Raw genomic sequence first — 18,674 nt, forward strand, 5'->3', positions numbered from 1 at the left:
ATGCCGCACGATGATCACAAGGGAAGCCGTTTGAGCTTGCTGTTATTTTATTTTCTGGCTTTTTTATTGCTGTGGGAGTGGCTCAGGCCGCTTGACAGTTTTACTGAAACGAAACATACAGGCTTTTTTAGTGTCTTTATCGGTTTGACGTTTCTGCTGACTTTTTTCAGGATGAGGTGGTTTGTCACAGTTCCTTTTTGTGTCATATTTACATTGATCTCGATACACATCCTGTTTTATCAAGGATCTATATTCGACTTGAGCTGGGTCAGCTCTTTTTTGCAGGATGTCTATCTGAATATCACGCTGATTCAATCAGGGCAATGGAATGACATGATTCCTTCATTTCGGACCCTGCTGTTTTTTGTGCTACTGTGGCTGCTGGTCTATCTCCTGCATTATTGGGTGATTTACCAGAGAAGAATTTTGTTTTTCTTTTTGATGACAGTAGCGTATATTACGATTCTTGATACCTTTACGCCATATGATGCCACTTTTGCCGTCATCCGTATCGTGCTGATCGGCTTCTTTATGCTGGGCCTTTTATACTTGGAACGCATTAAGCTGATGGAAAGAATCACACTGCCAAAAACATCTGTCCTGAAATGGTTTCTTCCTTTATCTGTATTGGTTTTGGCTGCAACGGGATTCGGACTCGCCGCTCCAAAATCAGAGCCGGCCTGGCCTGATCCGGTGCCTTTTCTTAAAAAAATCACTCATCAAGACCGCGTGTCTGCAGGGGAAAGCAAAATCGGATACGGGAATCATGATGAATCACTCGGCGGCCCGTTCCAGCAGGATGCTACACCTGTTTTTACATGGCAGGGAAAAGAGCGTACGTATTTCCGTGTGGAAACGAAGGACACGTATACCGGAAAAGGCTGGATTGAAACAGACACAGGCATGTCGTATCAGCTTAGCAATGGAAAAGTTGAAAATCTGTGGTTTGACCATAAGGTTGCGACAGAGCGCCGCACCGTCCGTGTAAAAGTCGATAAGCACTACGGGTATAACCATCTGATGTATCCGATTGGTGCGGAAACCATTCAGCCAAAGCAGGCTGTCTCACTTGAAATGAACGGCAACACGGAGCAAATTTCTCCGATCAGTGAACAAGCCGGTGAAATCAGAAATATGGGAAATTATACTGTAACGTACAATTCCCCGGTCTATAAGCTGGATGAACTGAGAAAGGTAAAAGTGAGAAAAAACAGTGAGGAGTACACATTCAGCGATCGCTACATGCAGCTTCCAGATTCACTGCCAGAGCGGGTGAGAACCCTTGCGATCAAACTGACTCAGGATCACGACAATATGTTTGATAAGGTGAAAGCGGTTGAGGACTATTTAGGGTCAAATGCGTTCACATATGAAACAGAAAACGTGACCATTCCTAAGAATGATGAAGATTATGTCGATCAATTTCTCTTTGAAACGAAAATGGGTTATTGTGATAACTTTTCTTCCGCCATGGTGGTGCTCTTGCGCTCGGCCGGGATTCCGGCCCGCTGGGTAAAGGGTTATACGTCCGGCGAATACAAAGAAGCAGGAAACAAAAATGGCAACATCTACGAAGTGACAAATAACAATGCCCATTCCTGGGTAGAGGTGTATTTCCCGGAACAGGGCTGGGTTACATTTGAGCCGACTAAAGGGTTTACAAATCCGGCTGAATTTACTTCTTCTGAAACAAAGGACTCTGGCAGCGATAACAGCAGCTCGCCGAAGAAAGCAAAACAGAAAGAAGAGAAAAAACAGCCGCAAAAAGAGGAAAAACAAAAGGAAAAGCGGGAGCCAGCTGTTTCTAAAAAGCCGTCCGCTTCGCATACCAATGCCGGTGCGGGCTTGTATGCAGCGCTTGCGGTTCTTGCAGTCCTCCTGGTGGCAGCTGTATTGCTGTATGTTTTCCGCTCGTTATGGATTCCTGTTTTCGCCGTGAGGAAATTGAAGCGGCGCAGCGATCAGCACGCGTTTTTTGAGGCATATGGCGCGCTGCTGAAACAACTGAAGAGAAAAGGACTGCCGAAACGAGACAGTGAAACGCTGCGTGATTATGCAAAACGAATCGATGAAAAATACGACATAGAAGACATGTCAAAGCTGACATTAAGCTATGAAAGGGCGCTTTACAGAAATGAAGATTCTTCGGCGCTATGGAATGATTCGAGAGAGTTATGGGAAAATTTAATTAAAAGAAGATGGTCTTGACCGCTTATCGACGTGTTGTTAGAATTAGTGAATATTATCGGAGTCTGGGAGCGAGTTGGCCTGACTCCGGCAAACGGCCTTGCCAAAGAGGGCGGAGCGAGCTTCATATCTGTCCTCGTTTTTTTCTGTGTCAAAAAACTTAGAGGAGATTAGGTGACAACCATGACAAAGTTAGTGAATGAAATGATTCTTGTCCTTGATTTCGGCAGTCAGTATAACCAGCTGATTACACGCCGTATCCGTGAATTCGGTGTTTACAGCGAGCTGCATCCACATACATTGACGGCTGAAGAAATTAAAAAAATGAATCCAAAAGGAATTATTTTATCCGGCGGTCCAAACAGTGTGTATGATGAAAACTCTTTCCGCTGTGACGAGAAAATCTTCGAGCTTGATATTCCTGTTTTGGGAATTTGCTACGGCATGCAGCTGATGACTCATTACCTTGGCGGTAAAGTTGAAGCGGCAAGCCAGCGTGAATACGGAAAAGCAAACATCCGCATCGAAGGCACACCTGATTTGTTCAAAGATCTTCCAAACGAACAAGTGGTTTGGATGAGCCACGGCGATTTGGTTGTAGAAGTTCCTGAAGGCTTCACTGTTGACGCGACAAGCCATCATTGCCCGAACTCAGCGATGAGCAAAGCGGACAAAAAATGGTATGGCGTTCAGTTCCACCCGGAAGTGCGCCACTCTGAATACGGCAATGATCTTCTGAAAAACTTTGTATTCGGTGTTTGCGAATGCGAAGGCGAATGGTCAATGGAGAACTTTATCGAAATCGAAATGCAAAAAATCCGTGAAACGGTCGGAGACAAACAGGTTCTTTGCGCGCTAAGCGGCGGCGTTGATTCCTCTGTTGTTGCTGTTTTGATTCATAAAGCGATCGGCGACCAGCTGACTTGTATCTTTGTAGACCATGGTCTTCTCCGTAAAGGCGAAGCTGAGGGTGTTATGAAAACATTCAGCGAAGGCTTTAACATGAACGTGATTAAAGTAGACGCACAAGATCGATTCTTAGATAAACTAAAAGGCGTTTCTGATCCTGAGCAAAAACGCAAAATCATCGGTAATGAATTCATTTACGTGTTTGATGATGAAGCGGACAAGCTCAAAGGCATCGACTACCTTGCACAAGGTACGCTTTACACAGATATCATCGAGAGCGGTACAGCAACGGCACAAACGATCAAATCTCACCACAATGTCGGCGGACTTCCTGAAGACATGCAGTTTGAGCTGATCGAGCCGTTAAACACGCTCTTCAAAGACGAAGTGCGCGCGCTTGGCACAGAGCTCGGCATTCCGGATGAAATCGTATGGCGTCAGCCGTTCCCAGGACCGGGACTCGGAATCCGTGTTCTTGGCGAAGTAACAGAAGAAAAACTTGAAATCGTTCGTGAATCAGATGCAATCTTGCGTGAGGAAATTGCAAATCACGGCTTAGAGCGTGATATCTGGCAATACTTCACTGTTCTACCTGACATCCGCAGCGTTGGTGTTATGGGTGACGCAAGAACATATGATTACACAATCGGAATCCGCGCCGTTACATCAATCGACGGCATGACATCTGACTGGGCGCGTATCCCGTGGGATGTGCTTGAAGTTATTTCGACACGTATCGTAAACGAAGTGAAGCACATTAACCGCGTGGTGTACGATATTACAAGTAAGCCGCCTGCGACGATTGAGTGGGAATAAGTAAATAACAACGAAAAAAACGTCCCTTTACAAAAGGGGCGTTTTTTTGTTAACTTTTTGAAACCGTTTCGACAATTTTTGTATCTAACAACATAGGAGGTGGATAAGGTGAAGGAAGAAAGATTGATTACAAAGGCGAGAAAAGGAAATGCACGGGCCTTTGAAAAGCTTATGCTGGCACATCAGGAGACTTTATATAAAACCGCTTATCTCTATTTAAGAAATAAAGAAGATGCACTTGATGCTGTACAGGAAACAGCTTATAAAGCTTTTATCAGTATAGAAAAACTAAAAGAGCCAAAGTATTTTTTAACGTGGCTTACTCGAATATTGATTCATACCATTTTTGCCATGAATAAAAAGAAGGGAGATTTGGTTCCGTTTGAGAAACATCATGATGCTGGAACTAATCAAGCAAATATTGAGGAATACATAGACTTGCGAAATGCGATTGATTTACTTGATGAACATGTTCAGCTCACGATACAGCTCTATTATTTTCAAGATTATTCGATTTCAATGATAGCTGAACAAACAGGAATGGTAGAAGGCACAATTAAAACCCATTTACATAGAGCGAGAAAAGCATTAAAACAGGAGCTGGAAAAGGAGGATCAAAACAAATGGACAAACACCAAATGAAGCAGATATTTGATGACATTGAAGTGCCAAAGAAAGCACTCAAAAAGGCAATACATCAAGCTGTCGTTCGTGCTGAAAATGAAAGTAACACGAGGCGCCGTTTTAAATGGGCACGAACTATTACAAATGGAATGGCTATTGCTGCTGTGGTAGGTATACTGTATTTAACGTCCGGTCTTTTTCTGCCTTCTGTAAACAAAGCGATGGGGAGCATACCCATTGTCGGCCAAATTTATAAGGAGTTTCAAGATAAAGTTGGTCTATCATTGTTTAAAAGCAATCTGGTCACAGCTTTGAATGAAAAAGCTGAGTCAAGGGGAATCACTGTTTTGGTAAACAGCTCCTATTACGATGCCGGGCAGCTTGTGTATAACTTTACTGTTGATAACCTCCAGTCTGATGAAAAAGAGCTCAGTTATAATGTGAGTAAAGCGAGTTTTAACAATAATTTTTCAATCAACTACGATTCCTTAATGCTCAAAAAATTAAATAACAAACAATATGCTGGTCAATTAAGGCTTTATACAAAGGGGACAGAAATAAAGAATGGGGATACCGTGCCTTTTGTGATGACTCATATCAATGAAATACCGGGAAATTGGAGATTCAAACTGCCTATTACCAAAAAGAATGCGAGTTATTTAGAAAGCTCAAAAGTGGTATCAGTGCATCACAATCGTTATCAATTTTCCAATATTCAAGTGGAGAATGGTAAGCTAGGATCTGTCCTTCAATTTACAATCGATTATCAAGGCATAGCAAAGCATGATACGGTTGAAATTAACGAAGTCAAAGATGATTTAGGAAACACATATGAGATGACATCGTCAAACATCGAACTGGGAGACCGCAAAAAAGTAAACGAGAGAACGGTTAGAGCAAAAGGACAAACACAGTTAGAATCACCAATTAATCCAAAAGCGAAAAAGCTAACATTAATAGCTGATATTAAATCTGAGGCAGAGGGCAGTGAAATTATCCCGTTAAATGCAGAGATGCCATTTCATGTTTCAGAAACAAACCATCAAAACATAGGGATTGAAATCAATAACATTAACCAAAAAGGGAGGAAAGTATTGGTTCATTACCATTTCACTGGAATTGATACCTCAAGCGTGGACGAAAATAAATTAGTGAATATCGGTGAAACGATTGGCCTTGGTGATATAAAAAAAATGCAATCTTGGCCTGATCCAGTAGGTGATTATGAAGAAGGTTATTATTTGAAAGGAAATATTGCTAAAGTGAAAAATATGAAAACAGCCGAAATGGTATCTACTTTTGAACTGGATGATGATTATAATGATAAGCTGTCTTTAAAGCATTTTGAGTTTAATGAATACGGTCTGTATATTGATAACGGCGTTTTAAATGACCTGATTCAAATAAAGCCATTCTCGTTTACTGTACCAGTGCATCAGGTGAGTCAGCCTACCGAAAAAAAATAATCATAAGTTGAAAAGCCGTATGTTGCCATACATACGGTTTTTATCATTGTTACCAATTTAGTCAATAGACGAATAAACCAATTTTTTTAATAAGTAATGTTCGTTGTTTATATTGTCAATTCAAAATGAACTTGGTACAATAGACACAGAAATCAAATAAGATGAATTCGTATAATCGCGGGAATATGGCTCGCAAGTCTCTACCAAGCTACCGTAAATGGCTTGACTACGTAAACATTTCTTTCGTTTGATATAAATAAAACACGTTTATTTATTCAAACTGAAATCCGTCTGTAGTCAAGCGTCCCAAAATTATTGGGGCGTTTTTTATTTGGCGATTTCAGGACAGAATAAATAGCAAAGAGTGAAGGGAGTCAAATAGCTTGAAAAAGTATTTTCAGTTTGATGAGCTGGGCACCAGCTATCGCAATGAAATCATTGGCGGATTAACGACTTTTTTATCTATGGCATATATTTTGTTCGTCAATCCGATTACGCTTGCTTTGGAGAGCGTGAAAGATTTTCCGGAGGCGCTGAGAATTGACCAGGGTGCGGTCTTTACGGCGACAGCGCTGGCGTCTGCAGCAGGCTGTATCTTAATGGGATTAATAGCGAGATATCCGATTGCCATCGCGCCGGGTATGGGGCTGAACGCGTTTTTTGCGTTTTCTGTTGTCCTTGGTATGGGTATTTCATGGCAGGCAGCTTTGTCTGGTGTTTTTATTTCAGGTCTTATTTTCGTTGCTCTTTCTTTAACAGGTTTTCGTGAAAAAATCATCAACGCCATTCCGCCTGAGCTGAAATTGGCAGTCGGTGCGGGGATCGGCCTGTTTATTACATTTGTTGGCTTACAAGGCTCAGGAATCATTACAGCGAATCCTTCTACGCTCGTCACGATCGGAAACATTCACAGCGGTCCTGTGCTGTTAACGATTTTCGGTGTGATTGTCACGGTTATTTTAATGGTGCTTCGCGTGAACGCAGGCGTGTTTATCGGGATGCTATTAACAGCGGTAGCCGGCATGATTTTCGGTTTGGTTCCGGTTCCGACTCAAATTATCGGCAGTGTGCCAAGCCTTGCGCCGACTTTCGGACAAGCGTGGATTCACCTCCCGGATATTTTCTCCGTACAAATGCTGATCGTTATTTTAACATTCTTGTTTGTCGGATTTTTTGATACAGCTGGTACACTTGTTGCTGTGGCAACACAAGCTGGTTTAATGAAGGAAAACAAATTGCCGCGTGCGGGCCGTGCGCTTTTAGCTGATTCATCTTCTATTGTGATCGGTGCCGTGCTTGGTACGTCTACAACAACTTCTTACGTGGAATCAAGCTCAGGTGTCGCTGCGGGTGCCCGTTCAGGATTTGCCGCAATTGTAACAGGGATTCTCTTTTTACTGGCTACGTTTTTCTCGCCGCTCCTATCAGTCGTTACATCAAATGTAACAGCACCGGCGCTTATTATTGTTGGTGCATTGATGGTGGCGCCGCTTGGCAAAATCGCTTGGGATAAGTTCGAAGTGGCTGTTCCTGCTTTCCTTACCATGATCATGATGCCGTTAACGTACAGCATCGCGACTGGTATTGCCATCGGATTTATTTTCTATCCGATTACAATGGTGTGCAAAGGAAAAGCAAAAGAGGTTCATCCAATCATGTACGGGCTGTTTGTCGTATTTATCCTGTACTTTATCTTCTTAAAATAAGGAATGAAAAACCAGCTGCACCGGCAGCTGGTTTTTTTGTTGCAAAAGATAAAACCATTTCATACGATATACCGTCATGTAGATGTGCCGCCATGCTTTACTTAAATGGAAATGACTTGACTGTTCAGGAAGGCTTCGGTACCTTATATAAGTGTTTTATTTTCTTGCTGAATGGTATTCCGCCGTATTTTTTTGATAGGAGTTGCTGACATGACGGAAGAAAGAAAAGAAACGTTTGAAGAAGAAATTAACCAGAGTGAAAGAATAGATGCAGATGAAGAACCGCTATCGAGAATGTCCAGAAAGGCGAGCCGGCAAAGCAAGCAAAAACAAAAGCAGAAACCGCGCCAGGAACGCGGTGAATCAACTGTTAAAGACAAGCTTGCGTCTGTTTGGGCAGCCATCAACAGATATTGCGGTTTTGCGTTCTCGATTTTAAAATCACCGGCGAAAACTGTCGTAACGGATGGTTTTTCTCATTATAAGTACGGTCTGATTTCAATGCTTATATTCAGTATCATTTTTTCAATTGGGAATTGGTTTCAGTTAAAGGCAAGCTGGAATCGGCCGCTCGGTTTCGGAGAACGCCATCATGCTTTCTATGACGGGTTTTTAGTTGTTCTTGTGTATTTGCTGATCTTTTTCGCGGTAATGGTCTTTGCTATATGGGCTGTCTCCCGCTATATGATGAAGCAGAAGGTGACGTTCAGAGAAGCAGCTGCCGTATTGGGTTCATTGCTTGTACCGGTAATTGCTGTTTCAATCCTTTGGCTGATCTTTGCGATCGTGAATATCCCAATGCTGACAGTACTGTTTACGGTGCTGATCTTGTTTTCCATCTTTTTTATCATCGCGCTGTATGTACAGCGGGTGTACCAGGCGGCAGAAGATGCACCGATTGATTATATCTATTGTGTATTGGCTGTGGTGGGGATAGCGCTGCTGTTTACGGCAGTGACTTGGCCATTTATTTCTGAATATTTTACGGCGTCGCTGATTCCGCTTTAATGAAAAAACCGGCTAATCCTAGCCGGTTTTTTTATGTCACATTTTTTACAAATATATCTAAAAAACATAGTTGATTTGTAGGATTAACCCGTGTATGATGGGGAAAATGCTGAAAACGTCCAGCGCAAAAACCTTTATGTTTAAGGAGGATGATGGACATGGCTGATGTGCTTCGCCGAGCAATTAATCAAAAGAAGCAATTTTTAAAAACCAAATTACTGCTCTCGGAATTTTATCAAGGAAGAGGGGAACAGCTTGCTGACTACACGCTGAGTGAGCTTGAGAAAGAATACAAGTCCCTTCAGAAAATGAAAAAAGAGATCTGACAATAGATATAAAGAGGTGAGTCTGCTGAAAAGCGGGCTTTTTTGTTTTGATTTTGAAAAGGCGAGAAAGAGGGTAAACTACTACTGTTCAACGCATAAAAGCATGTCGAAATATTTTGCTTAAGCTTACGGGCGAAGCTGATTGTAAACGGCTCATTTCTCTAGTAGAATATGAATGCTTTGTGCAAGCTGAAGAGTAGGGGGATGAATAAAATGATGCAAACCATCTTATCAAATGGGATAGCCATGGTTCTCATAATTCTCATTATTAATATTGTCTATGTGTCATTTTTTACGATAAGAATGATTTTAACGCTGAAAGGACAGCGTTATTTAGCGGCCGGCATCAGTACGATTGAAATACTGGTTTATGTGACGGGGCTGAGTCTGGTGCTCGATAACTTAGACCAGATTCAAAATGTGATCGCGTACGCGCTCGGTTACGGTCTAGGCGTAATTGTCGGCATGAAAATAGAAGAAAAATTGGCGCTTGGCTATATTATGGTCAATGTGATTACGAAGGAGCTCGATCTTGATCTTCCGAAGCAGCTCCGGGAAAAAGGCTACGGCGTGACAAATTGGGTGGCAGGCGGGCTTGAAGGCGACCGCACAGCCCTTCAGATCCTGACGCCGAGAAGATATGAACTCCAGCTATATGATACGATTAAAACACTTGATTCAAAAGCCTTTATTATTGCGTACGAACCAAAAACAATCCACGGCGGCTTCTGGGTCAAAGCGGTGAAGAAGAGGAGAATTAAAGAATAATGGCAAAGCCGAAGAAGAAAAAGTTTGAAGTGACAGAGCAGCAAACGATTGATGCGGTGCTTCAGCAAATGAAAGAAGAAGGATATCTGCCTGTAAGGCGAATGGAAGAGCCTATTTTTATGGAAAAAAAGGAAAATGGGTCAATTCAGATCGTTCCGTGCGGGAAAAAAATCGTATTTGAAGGGAAATTGATCTAAAACACGAACATTAGTAGAATGAATTTTTGTATCGTTCGATAATATCGTTGACATTATCCATGTCCGTTGTTAAGATAAACATGAAATCAAAACACGACCTCATATAATCTTGGGAATATGGCCCATAAGTTTCTACCCGGCAACCGTAAATTGCCGGACTATGCAGGAAAGTGATCGATAAAACTGACATGGATATATCGCAGAAGCGAACGACTGACGATACATGTACCATGCCCGGTTTGTATTGCTTCCTCATAAGTGCAATGCAGAGCGGGTATTTTTTATTTTCTGAAAACAAAAGCATTAGAAGGTGGGGAACAGAATGCAGCCGCTAGTAGGAATCATCATGGGAAGCACTTCCGATTGGGAGACAATGAAACACGCATGCGACATACTTGACGAACTCAATGTTCCGTACGAAAAAAAGGTCGTTTCCGCTCACCGGACGCCTGATTTCATGTTTGAATATGCTGAAACTGCTAGAGAAAGAGGCATCAAGGTGATTATTGCCGGTGCCGGAGGAGCGGCGCATCTGCCAGGGATGACGGCTGCGAAAACAACACTGCCAGTCATTGGAGTTCCGGTTCAGTCCAAGGCGCTGAACGGAATGGATTCACTTCTTTCCATCGTCCAAATGCCTGGAGGCGTGCCTGTTGCGACAACATCCATCGGCAAAGCGGGTGCTGTGAACGCAGGCCTGTTAGCGGCGCAAATTTTGTCAGCATTTGACGAGGATTTTGCCCGTAAGCTGGATGAGAGAAGAGAAAATACAAAACAGACAGTGTTAGAAAGCAGTGATCAGCTTGTCTAAACAAATCATCTATCCGGGAGCTGTAATCGGCATTATCGGCGGCGGCCAGCTTGGGAAAATGATGGCTGTGTCCGCCAAACAAATGGGGTATAAAGTCGCGGTCGTTGATCCGGTGAAAGATTCGCCGTGCGGGCAGGTTGCGGATGTCGAAATTACCGCTCATTATAATGACCGTGAAGCGATTCGAAAATTGGCTGAAATCAGCGATATCATCACATATGAGTTTGAAAACATCGACTATGATGCGCTGCATTGGCTAAAAGATCATGCGTATCTCCCGCAAGGAAGTGAGCTGCTGCTCATTACCCAAAACCGTGAAACAGAGAAAAAAGCAATTCAATCCGCGGGCTGTGAAGTCGCACCGTACAGCATCGTCAAAACAAAGAATGAATTGAAACAGGCGGTACAGGAGCTCGGGTTACCCGCAGTTCTGAAGACATGCCGCGGCGGGTACGACGGCAAAGGCCAATTTGTGATAAAAGAAGAGGCGCAAATGGAGCAGGCAGCCGGTCTGTTAGAACACGGAACTTGCATTCTTGAAAGCTGGGTTTCTTTTAAAATGGAACTGTCGGTGATCGTCGTCAGATCGGTAAACGGTGAAATTTCAACATTTCCGACAGCTGAAAACATTCACCACAACAATATTCTTTTCCAAAGCATCGTGTCCGCACGGGTAGAGAAAGGGATTCAGCAGAAGGCTGCTGATCTCGCAGTTAAGCTTGCAGATGAGCTTAACCTTGTCGGACCGCTTGCTGTTGAGATGTTCCTGACAGAGGACGGAGAGCTTTTGGTCAATGAACTGGCGCCAAGACCGCACAATTCTGGGCATTATACGCTGGACCTTTGCGAGACGAGCCAGTTTGAGCAGCATATCAGAGCGGTATGCGGGCTTCCGCTTGGGAAGACAGATTTGCTGAAGCCGGGCATGATGGTGAATCTTCTCGGCGATGAAGTAAAGCTTGTTGAGGAAGACCCGGAGCTTTTAAAAGAGGCAAAGCTATATATATACGGAAAACATAAAATCAAAAAAGGCCGCAAAATGGGGCATATTACATTTATGAAGCAGCCTGAAGACGAATGGATTCAGGAGATCACAAATAAATGGATGAATAGAGACGGAGGACAAGCAGAATGATCGAACGTTATTCAAGACCTGAAATGTCCGCGATTTGGACGGATGAAAACAGATTTCAAGCATGGCTGGAGGTAGAGATTCTTGCCTGTGAAGCGTGGGCGGAGCTTGGCGTCATTCCGAAAGAAGATGTAAAGGTTATGCGTGAGAACGCGTCATTTGACATCAACCGCATTTTAGAAATTGAAAAGGACACGCGCCATGACGTTGTCGCTTTTACACGCGCCGTTTCCGAATCACTGGGCGAAGAAAGAAAGTGGGTGCACTACGGATTAACGTCAACTGACGTTGTTGATACGGCTCTTTCCTACTTATTAAAACAGGCAAACGATATTTTGCTCAAGGATCTTGAGAGATTTGTTGACATTATAAAAGAAAAAGCGAAAGAACATAAATACACAGTCATGATGGGGCGCACGCACGGCGTACATGCTGAGCCTACAACTTTCGGCTTAAAACTTGCGCTTTGGTATGAAGAAATGAAACGTAATCTTGAGCGCTTTAAACAAGCGAAAGCAGGCATTGAGGTTGGAAAGATTTCCGGCGCTGTCGGCACATATGCGAACATTGATCCATTTGTTGAGCAATATGTCTGTGAGAAGCTCGGATTGAAAGCAGCACCAATTTCCACTCAAACCCTTCAGCGTGACCGCCATGCTGACTATATGGCAACACTTGCTTTGATCGCGACAAGCATTGAGAAATTCGCTGTGGAAATCCGCGGACTGCAAAAGAGTGAAACACGTGAAGTTGAGGAATTTTTCGCGAAAGGGCAAAAGGGTTCATCTGCAATGCCGCATAAACGAAATCCGATTGGCTCTGAAAACATGACAGGCATGGCGCGCGTGATCCGCGGCTACATGATGACAGCTTACGAAAATGTTCCATTATGGCATGAGCGCGATATTTCTCATTCTTCAGCAGAACGGATTATTCTTCCGGATGCGACAATTGCGCTGAACTACATGCTGAACCGCTTCTCCAACATCGTGAAGAACTTAACGGTCTTCCCGGAAAACATGAAGCGCAACATGGACCGCACTCTCGGCCTTATCTATTCTCAGCGTGTGCTGCTTGCTTTGATTGACACAGGCCTTACACGTGAAGAAGCCTATGATACTGTTCAGCCGAAAGCAATGGAAGCGTGGGAAAAACAAGTGCCGTTCCGCGAACTTGTTGAAGCGGAAGAGAAAATCACGTCACGTCTTTCTCCGGAAAAAATTGCCGACTGCTTTGATTACAATTACCATCTGAAAAATGTTGATCTGATCTTTGAACGTTTAGGTTTAGCATAGAAGAAGCTTTTAGCGGCTTCTTCTAAGCCGCCGCAGTTTGAAAATTCCCAACATTCGGGTTAGGAGGCCTTCCGTGAATATTGTGAAGAATGAACTTTTATACGAAGGAAAAGCAAAAAAGATCTACAAAACCGATGACGAAAACACGCTGTATGTCGTGTATAAAGACTCCGCCACTGCCTTTAACGGCGAGAAAAAAGCAGAAATCAGCGGAAAAGGACGCTTAAATAACGAGATTTCAAGCTTGATTTTCAAACATCTTCATACAAAGGGCATTAACAATCACTTTATCGAGCGCATTTCGGAAACGGAGCAGCTCATTCAAAAGGTAACGATCGTGCCGCTTGAAGTCGTCGTCAGAAATGTTGTGGCAGGAAGCATGTCCAAACGTCTCGGCATTCCAGAAGGCACGGAACTTGAACAGCCGATTATCGAGTTTTACTACAAAGATGACGCGCTGGGTGATCCGCTCATCACCGAAGATCATATTTGGCTTTTGAAGGCGGCGACTCCTGAGCAGGTAGAAACCATTAAGTCCATTACAAAAACAGTAAATGAAGAGCTTCAAAGCATCTTCGACGATTGTCATGTCAGATTAATAGATTTCAAGCTTGAATTCGGTTTAGATGCAGAAGGGCAAGTGCTTTTGGCGGATGAAATTTCTCCTGACACATGCCGCTTGTGGGATAAAGAAACGAACGAAAAGCTGGACAAAGATTTATTCAGACGCAATCTGGGAAGCTTAACCGACGCATACGAAGAGATTTTCAAAAGACTGGGAGGCATTCATCATGTATAAAGTAAAAGTTTATGTCAGCTTAAAAGAAAGTGTACTGGATCCACAAGGGAGCGCTGTCCAGCATGCCTTGCACAGTATGACTTACAATGAAGTTCAAGATGTGCGCATCGGGAAATACATGGAGCTTACCATTGAAAAATCTGACCGTGATCTTGACGTGCTAGTGAAAGAAATGTGCGAAAAACTTCTTGCGAACACAGTGATTGAAGATTATAGATATGAGGTTGAGGAGGTAGTCGCACAGTGAAATTTGCGGTGATTGTGTTACCCGGCTCCAACTGTGATATCGATATGTATCATGCTGTAAAGGATGAGCTCGGCCATGAAGTGGAATACGTCTGGCATGAGGAAACAAGTCTTGACGGCTTCGACGGCGTGTTAATTCCGGGAGGGTTTTCTTACGGCGATTACTTAAGATGCGGCGCCATCGCCCGATTTGCGAATATTATGCCAGCTGTCAAACAAGCAGCGGCTGAAGGAAAACCTGTTCTTGGCGTCTGCAACGGATTCCAGATTTTACAGGAGCTTGGCCTTCTGCCAGGTGCAATGAGACGCAACAAAGATTTGAAGTTCATTTGCCGTCCGGTTGAATTAATTGTTCAGAACGACGAAACGTTATTCACAGCTTCCTACGAAAAGGGACAATCGATTACAATCCCGGTTGCCCACGGTGAAGGGAATTTCTACTGTGATGACGAGACGCTTGCTTCATTAAAGGAAAACAATCAAATTGCTTTCACATACGGCTCTAATATTAATGGAAGTGTCAGCGACATTGCCGGTGTCGTGAATGAGAAAGGCAATGTATTAGGCATGATGCCTCACCCTGAGCGCGCGGTCGATGAACTGCTTGGAAGCGCCGACGGTCTTAAATTGTTCCAGTCTATCGTGAAAAATTGGAGGGAAACTCATGTCACTACTGCTTGAACCAAGTAAAGAACAAATAAAAGAAGAGAAACTGTATCAGCAAATGGGTGTCAGTGATGATGAGTTTGCATTGATAGAATCCATTCTTGGAAGATTGCCGAACTACACAGAAATCGGAATTTTTTCTGTCATGTGGTCTGAGCATTGCAGCTATAAAAACTCAAAGCCGATTCTGCGTAAATTCCCGACAAGCGGCGAGCGTGTGCTGCAGGGGCCGGGGGAAGGCGCCGGAATCGTTGATATCGGTGATAACCAAGCGGTTGTGTTCAAAATTGAATCACATAACCACCCATCAGCTCTCGAGCCTTACCAAGGCGCTGCGACTGGCGTAGGCGGAATTATCCGTGATGTATTCTCAATGGGTGCACGCCCAATCGCTGTATTGAACTCTCTTCGATTTGGTGAACTGACTTCACCCCGCGTGAAGTACTTGTTTGAAGAAGTAGTAGCGGGTATCGCCGGATACGGCAACTGTATCGGCATCCCGACAGTCGGCGGAGAAGTGCAGTTTGACAGCAGCTATGAAGGAAATCCGCTCGTCAACGCAATGTGCGTCGGTTTAATCAACCATGAAGACATCAAAAAAGGCCAGGCAAAGGGTGTCGGCAACACAGTAATGTACGTAGGAGCGAAAACAGGGCGTGACGGCATCCACGGCGCTACGTTTGCTTCTGAAGAAATGTCAGACTCGTCTGAAGAAAAGCGTTCTGCTGTCCAAGTCGGCGATCCGTTTATGGAGAAGCTTTTGCTTGAAGCATGTCTGGAAGTCATCCAATGCGACGCCTTGGTCGGCATTCAGGATATGGGAGCTGCCGGTTTAACAAGCTCAAGTGCAGAAATGGCAAGTAAAGCCGGTTCTGGCATTGAAATGAATCTTGACCTGATTCCTCAGCGCGAAACAGGCATGACCGCGTATGAAATGATGCTTTCTGAATCACAAGAACGGATGCTTTTGGTTATTGAGCGCGGACGTGAGCAGGAAATTATCGATATTTTTGACAAGTACGATCTTGAAGCGGTTTCTGTCGGACATGTGACAGATGATAAAATGCTTCGCCTGACACACAAAGGAGAGGTTGTATGCGAGCTGCCTGTTGATGCCTTGGCAGAAGAAGCACCGGTTTACCATAAGCCTTCTCAAGAGCCTGCTTACTATCGCGAGTTTTTGGAAACGGACGTTCCGGCTCCGCAAATTGAAGATGCGAATGAAACGCTGAAGGCCCTTCTTCAGCAGCCGACGATTGCGAGTAAAGAGTGGGTTTATGATCAGTATGACTACATGGTGCGCACGAATACAGTTGTCGCTCCTGGGTCTGATGCTGGTGTTCTCAGAATCCGCGGAACGAAAAAGGCGCTGGCGATGACGACAGACTGTAACGCGCGTTATCTCTATCTTGATCCTGAAGTCGGCGGGAAAATTGCTGTCGCTGAAGCAGCGCGCAACATCATTTGCTCAGGCGCAGAACCGCTTGCGGTCACAGATAACCTTAACTTCGGAAACCCGGAGAAGCCGGAAATCTTCTGGCAGATCGAAAAAGCGGCAGACGGCATAAGCGAAGCGTGCAATGTTCTCAGCACTCCGGTTATCGGCGGTAACGTATCGCTTTATAACGAATCAAACGGCACGGCGATCTATCCGACACCAGTTATCGGCATGGTCGGCCTAATTGAAGATACAGCGCACATTACAACACAGCATTTCAAACAAGCAGGAGATCTCGTATACGTGATCGGCGAAACAAAACCAGAGTTTGCGGGAAGCGAGCTGCAAAAAATGACAGAAGGCCGTATTTACGGCAAAGCGCCGCAAATCGATCTTGATGTAGAGCTGTCTCGTCAAAAAGCACTGCTTGACGCGATTAAAAAAAGCTTCGTTCAATCTGCGCATGATGTGTCTGAAGGCGGCTTAGGCGTAGCGATTGCGGAAAGTGTCATGACGACGGAAAACCTTGGCGCTAATGTGACTGTAGAAGGGGGAGCGGCATTATTATTCTCTGAATCTCAATCCCGCTTCGTCGTTTCAGTGAAAAAAGAACACCAAGAAGCGTTTGAAGCAACTGTCAAAGATGCGGTTCATATTGGTGAGGTAACAGCTGACGGAATTCTGGCGATTCAAAACCAAGACGGACAACAAATGATTCATGCGCAAACGAAAGAGCTTGAACGCGTATGGAAAGGAGCTATCCCATGCTTGCTGAAATCAAAGGCTTAAATGAAGAATGCGGCGTTTTTGGGATTTGGGGACATGAAGAAGCCCCGCAGATCACGTATTACGGTCTCCACAGCCTTCAGCACCGAGGACAGGAGGGTGCTGGCATCGTAGCGACTGACGGTGAAAAGCTGACGGCTCACAAAGGCCAAGGGCTGATCACTGAAGTATTTCAAAACGGCGAACTCAGCAAAGTAAAGGGAAAAGGCGCTATCGGGCACGTTCGGTACGCAACGGCTGGAGGCGGCGGATACGAAAATGTTCAGCCGCTCCTCTTCCGTTCCCAAAACAACGGCAGCCTGGCGCTTGCTCATAACGGAAATCTTGTCAATGCCACTCAGCTGAAGCAGCAGCTTGAAAATCAAGGGAGCATCTTTCAAACCTCTTCGGATACAGAGGTTTTGGCTCACCTGATCAAAAGAAGCGGACACTTCACGCTGAAGGATCAAATTAAAAACTCGCTTTCTATGCTGAAAGGCGCCTACGCGTTCCTGATCATGACCGAAACAGAAATGATTGTCGCACTTGATCCGAACGGGCTGAGACCGCTATCCATCGGCATGATGGGCGATGCTTATGTGGTCGCATCAGAAACATGCGCATTTGACGTCGTCGGCGCAACGTACCTTCGCGAGGTAGAGCCGGGGGAAATGCTGATCATTAATGATGAAGGCATGAAATCAGAGCGTTTTTCCATGAATATCAATCGTTCCATTTGCAGCATGGAGTACATTTATTTCTCCAGACCAGACAGCAATATTGACGGTATTAATGTGCACAGTGCCCGTAAAAACCTTGGGAAAATGCTGGCTCAGGAATCCGCAGTTGAAGCTGACGTCGTAACTGGGGTTCCGGATTCCAGTATTTCTGCGGCGATCGGCTATGCAGAGGCAACAGGCATTCCGTATGAGCTGGGCTTAATCAAAAACCGCTATGTCGGCAGAACATTTATTCAGCCCTCCCAGGCTCTGCGTGAGCAAGGCGTTAGAATGAAGCTGTCTGCGGTGCGCGGGGTTGTAGAAGGCAAACGCGTCGTGATGGTGGATGACTCTATCGTGCGAGGAACAACTAGCCGCCGGATTGTCACGATGCTAAGAGAAGCGGGTGCGACAGAGGTGCATGTGAAAATCAGTTCACCGCCGATCGCTCATCCGTGCTTTTACGGCATTGATACTTCCACACATGAAGAACTGATCGCGTCTTCGCATTCTGTTGAAGAAATCCGTCAGGAAATCGGAGCCGATACCCTCTCATTTTTGAGTGTGGAAGGGCTGCTGAAAGGCATCGGCAGAAAATACGATGACTCGAATTGCGGACAGTGTCTCGCTTGCTTTACAGGAAAATATCCGACTGAAATTTACCAGGATACAGTGCTTCCTCACGTAAAAGAAGCAGTATTAACCAAATAAAACTTGAAAAATGACATAAAGGCAGCGCAGTTCGGCTGCCTTTCTCTTTCTGCCCTCGTTCGGGGAGATATTTTGAAAAGCGCCT

The 18,674-nt window shown here is 44.5% G+C and carries 17 protein-coding genes and 2 riboswitches; all 17 genes read left to right on the plus strand.

The annotated features are described in order from the left end of the window. The 17 genes from MKY50_RS03520 (at position 1) to purF (ending at position 18,589) form a co-directional block, all read left to right on the plus strand. The gene (locus MKY50_RS03520) at positions 1-2,208 is read left to right on the plus strand and encodes a DUF4129 domain-containing transglutaminase family protein (RefSeq protein ID WP_341116167.1); all 2,208 of its coding nucleotides are present in this window, start codon (positions 1-3) and stop codon (positions 2,206-2,208) included. 162 nt (positions 2,209-2,370) lie between these two features. Beyond that, positions 2,371-3,912: a glutamine-hydrolyzing GMP synthase gene (guaA, locus tag MKY50_RS03525; protein WP_015715432.1), complete on the plus strand. Its 1,542-nt coding sequence runs from the start codon at positions 2,371-2,373 to the stop codon at positions 3,910-3,912. A gap of 108 nt (positions 3,913-4,020) precedes the next feature. Beyond that, entirely contained in the window at positions 4,021-4,554 is a 534-nt protein-coding gene (locus MKY50_RS03530) for a sigma-70 family RNA polymerase sigma factor (protein ID WP_341116169.1), read from the plus strand. Further along, complete coding sequence (locus MKY50_RS03535) at positions 4,536-6,002, plus strand: DUF4179 domain-containing protein (protein WP_341116170.1); 1,467 nt, start codon at positions 4,536-4,538, stop codon at positions 6,000-6,002. Before MKY50_RS03530 ends, MKY50_RS03535 begins: the two co-directional genes overlap by 19 nt. Positions 6,003-6,149: 147 nt before the next feature. Continuing rightward, positions 6,150-6,251: riboswitch (purine riboswitch) on the plus strand. Between the two features lie 134 nt (positions 6,252-6,385). Then, positions 6,386-7,708, plus strand: a complete 1,323-nt coding sequence (gene pbuG / locus MKY50_RS03540) for a hypoxanthine/guanine permease PbuG (RefSeq protein ID WP_038428518.1) — start codon at positions 6,386-6,388, stop codon at positions 7,706-7,708. 210 nt (positions 7,709-7,918) lie between these two features. Continuing rightward, entirely contained in the window at positions 7,919-8,716 is a 798-nt protein-coding gene (locus tag MKY50_RS03545) for a hypothetical protein (protein ID WP_341116171.1), read from the plus strand. Positions 8,717-8,874: 158 nt separating this feature from the next. Then, the gene (locus MKY50_RS03550) at positions 8,875-9,042 is read left to right on the plus strand and encodes a Fur-regulated basic protein FbpA (RefSeq protein ID WP_003244066.1); all 168 of its coding nucleotides are present in this window, start codon (positions 8,875-8,877) and stop codon (positions 9,040-9,042) included. A gap of 213 nt (positions 9,043-9,255) precedes the next feature. Beyond that, positions 9,256-9,810, plus strand: a complete 555-nt coding sequence (locus MKY50_RS03555) for a DUF2179 domain-containing protein (RefSeq protein ID WP_009966729.1) — start codon at positions 9,256-9,258, stop codon at positions 9,808-9,810. Then, positions 9,810-10,007: an NETI motif-containing protein gene (locus MKY50_RS03560; protein ID WP_003219403.1), complete on the plus strand. Its 198-nt coding sequence runs from the start codon at positions 9,810-9,812 to the stop codon at positions 10,005-10,007. The genes MKY50_RS03555 and MKY50_RS03560 overlap by 1 nt, the downstream gene beginning before the upstream one ends. 79 nt (positions 10,008-10,086) lie before the next feature. Continuing rightward, positions 10,087-10,188, plus strand: a riboswitch (purine riboswitch). A 141-nt stretch (positions 10,189-10,329) separates the two neighbouring features. After that, complete coding sequence (purE, locus tag MKY50_RS03565) at positions 10,330-10,818, plus strand: 5-(carboxyamino)imidazole ribonucleotide mutase (protein WP_341116172.1); 489 nt, start codon at positions 10,330-10,332, stop codon at positions 10,816-10,818. Continuing rightward, complete coding sequence (purK, locus tag MKY50_RS03570) at positions 10,811-11,953, plus strand: 5-(carboxyamino)imidazole ribonucleotide synthase (protein WP_341116173.1); 1,143 nt, start codon at positions 10,811-10,813, stop codon at positions 11,951-11,953. The genes purE and purK overlap by 8 nt, the downstream gene beginning before the upstream one ends. Beyond that, positions 11,950-13,245: an adenylosuccinate lyase gene (gene purB / locus MKY50_RS03575; RefSeq protein WP_247471327.1), complete on the plus strand. Its 1,296-nt coding sequence runs from the start codon at positions 11,950-11,952 to the stop codon at positions 13,243-13,245. Before purK ends, purB begins: the two co-directional genes overlap by 4 nt. 73 nt (positions 13,246-13,318) lie before the next feature. Beyond that, a complete protein-coding gene (gene purC / locus MKY50_RS03580; protein ID WP_014663061.1) occupies positions 13,319-14,044 on the plus strand; it encodes a phosphoribosylaminoimidazolesuccinocarboxamide synthase in 726 nt (241 codons plus the stop codon). Further along, positions 14,037-14,291, plus strand: coding sequence for a phosphoribosylformylglycinamidine synthase subunit PurS (gene purS, locus MKY50_RS03585; RefSeq protein WP_003219409.1), 255 nt, complete (start codon positions 14,037-14,039; stop codon positions 14,289-14,291). Before purC ends, purS begins: the two co-directional genes overlap by 8 nt. Continuing rightward, entirely contained in the window at positions 14,288-14,971 is a 684-nt protein-coding gene (purQ, locus tag MKY50_RS03590) for a phosphoribosylformylglycinamidine synthase subunit PurQ (RefSeq protein WP_014663062.1), read from the plus strand. The genes purS and purQ overlap by 4 nt, the downstream gene beginning before the upstream one ends. After that, a complete protein-coding gene (purL, locus tag MKY50_RS03595) occupies positions 14,955-17,183 on the plus strand; it encodes a phosphoribosylformylglycinamidine synthase subunit PurL (RefSeq protein ID WP_341116174.1) in 2,229 nt (742 codons plus the stop codon). The genes purQ and purL overlap by 17 nt, the downstream gene beginning before the upstream one ends. After that, the gene (purF, locus tag MKY50_RS03600; RefSeq protein WP_003233947.1) at positions 17,159-18,589 is read left to right on the plus strand and encodes an amidophosphoribosyltransferase; all 1,431 of its coding nucleotides are present in this window, start codon (positions 17,159-17,161) and stop codon (positions 18,587-18,589) included. The genes purL and purF overlap by 25 nt, the downstream gene beginning before the upstream one ends. The last annotated feature ends 85 nt before the right edge of the window (positions 18,590-18,674 follow it).

Source organism: Bacillus sp. FSL R7-0685, from assembly GCF_038002425.1.
In the GTDB taxonomy this organism is placed as follows: Bacteria; Bacillota; Bacilli; order Bacillales; family Bacillaceae; genus Bacillus; species Bacillus subtilis.

Coding starts and splice junctions, on each gene's coding strand:
- MKY50_RS03560 (WP_003219403.1), top strand. CDS start 9,810: ATGGCAAAGCCGAAGAAGAAAAAGTTTGAAGTGACAGAGCAGCAAACG.
- MKY50_RS03520 (WP_341116167.1), top strand. CDS start 1: ATGCCGCACGATGATCACAAGGGAAGCCGTTTGAGCTTGCTGTTATTT.
- MKY50_RS03555 (WP_009966729.1), top strand. CDS start 9,256: ATGATGCAAACCATCTTATCAAATGGGATAGCCATGGTTCTCATAATT.
- MKY50_RS03535 (WP_341116170.1), top strand. CDS start 4,536: ATGGACAAACACCAAATGAAGCAGATATTTGATGACATTGAAGTGCCA.
- purE (WP_341116172.1), top strand. CDS start 10,330: ATGCAGCCGCTAGTAGGAATCATCATGGGAAGCACTTCCGATTGGGAG.
- purB (WP_247471327.1), top strand. CDS start 11,950: ATGATCGAACGTTATTCAAGACCTGAAATGTCCGCGATTTGGACGGAT.
- MKY50_RS03545 (WP_341116171.1), top strand. CDS start 7,919: ATGACGGAAGAAAGAAAAGAAACGTTTGAAGAAGAAATTAACCAGAGT.
- guaA (WP_015715432.1), top strand. CDS start 2,371: ATGACAAAGTTAGTGAATGAAATGATTCTTGTCCTTGATTTCGGCAGT.
- purL (WP_341116174.1), top strand. CDS start 14,955: ATGTCACTACTGCTTGAACCAAGTAAAGAACAAATAAAAGAAGAGAAA.
- purF (WP_003233947.1), top strand. CDS start 17,159: ATGCTTGCTGAAATCAAAGGCTTAAATGAAGAATGCGGCGTTTTTGGG.
- purS (WP_003219409.1), top strand. CDS start 14,037: ATGTATAAAGTAAAAGTTTATGTCAGCTTAAAAGAAAGTGTACTGGAT.
- MKY50_RS03550 (WP_003244066.1), top strand. CDS start 8,875: ATGGCTGATGTGCTTCGCCGAGCAATTAATCAAAAGAAGCAATTTTTA.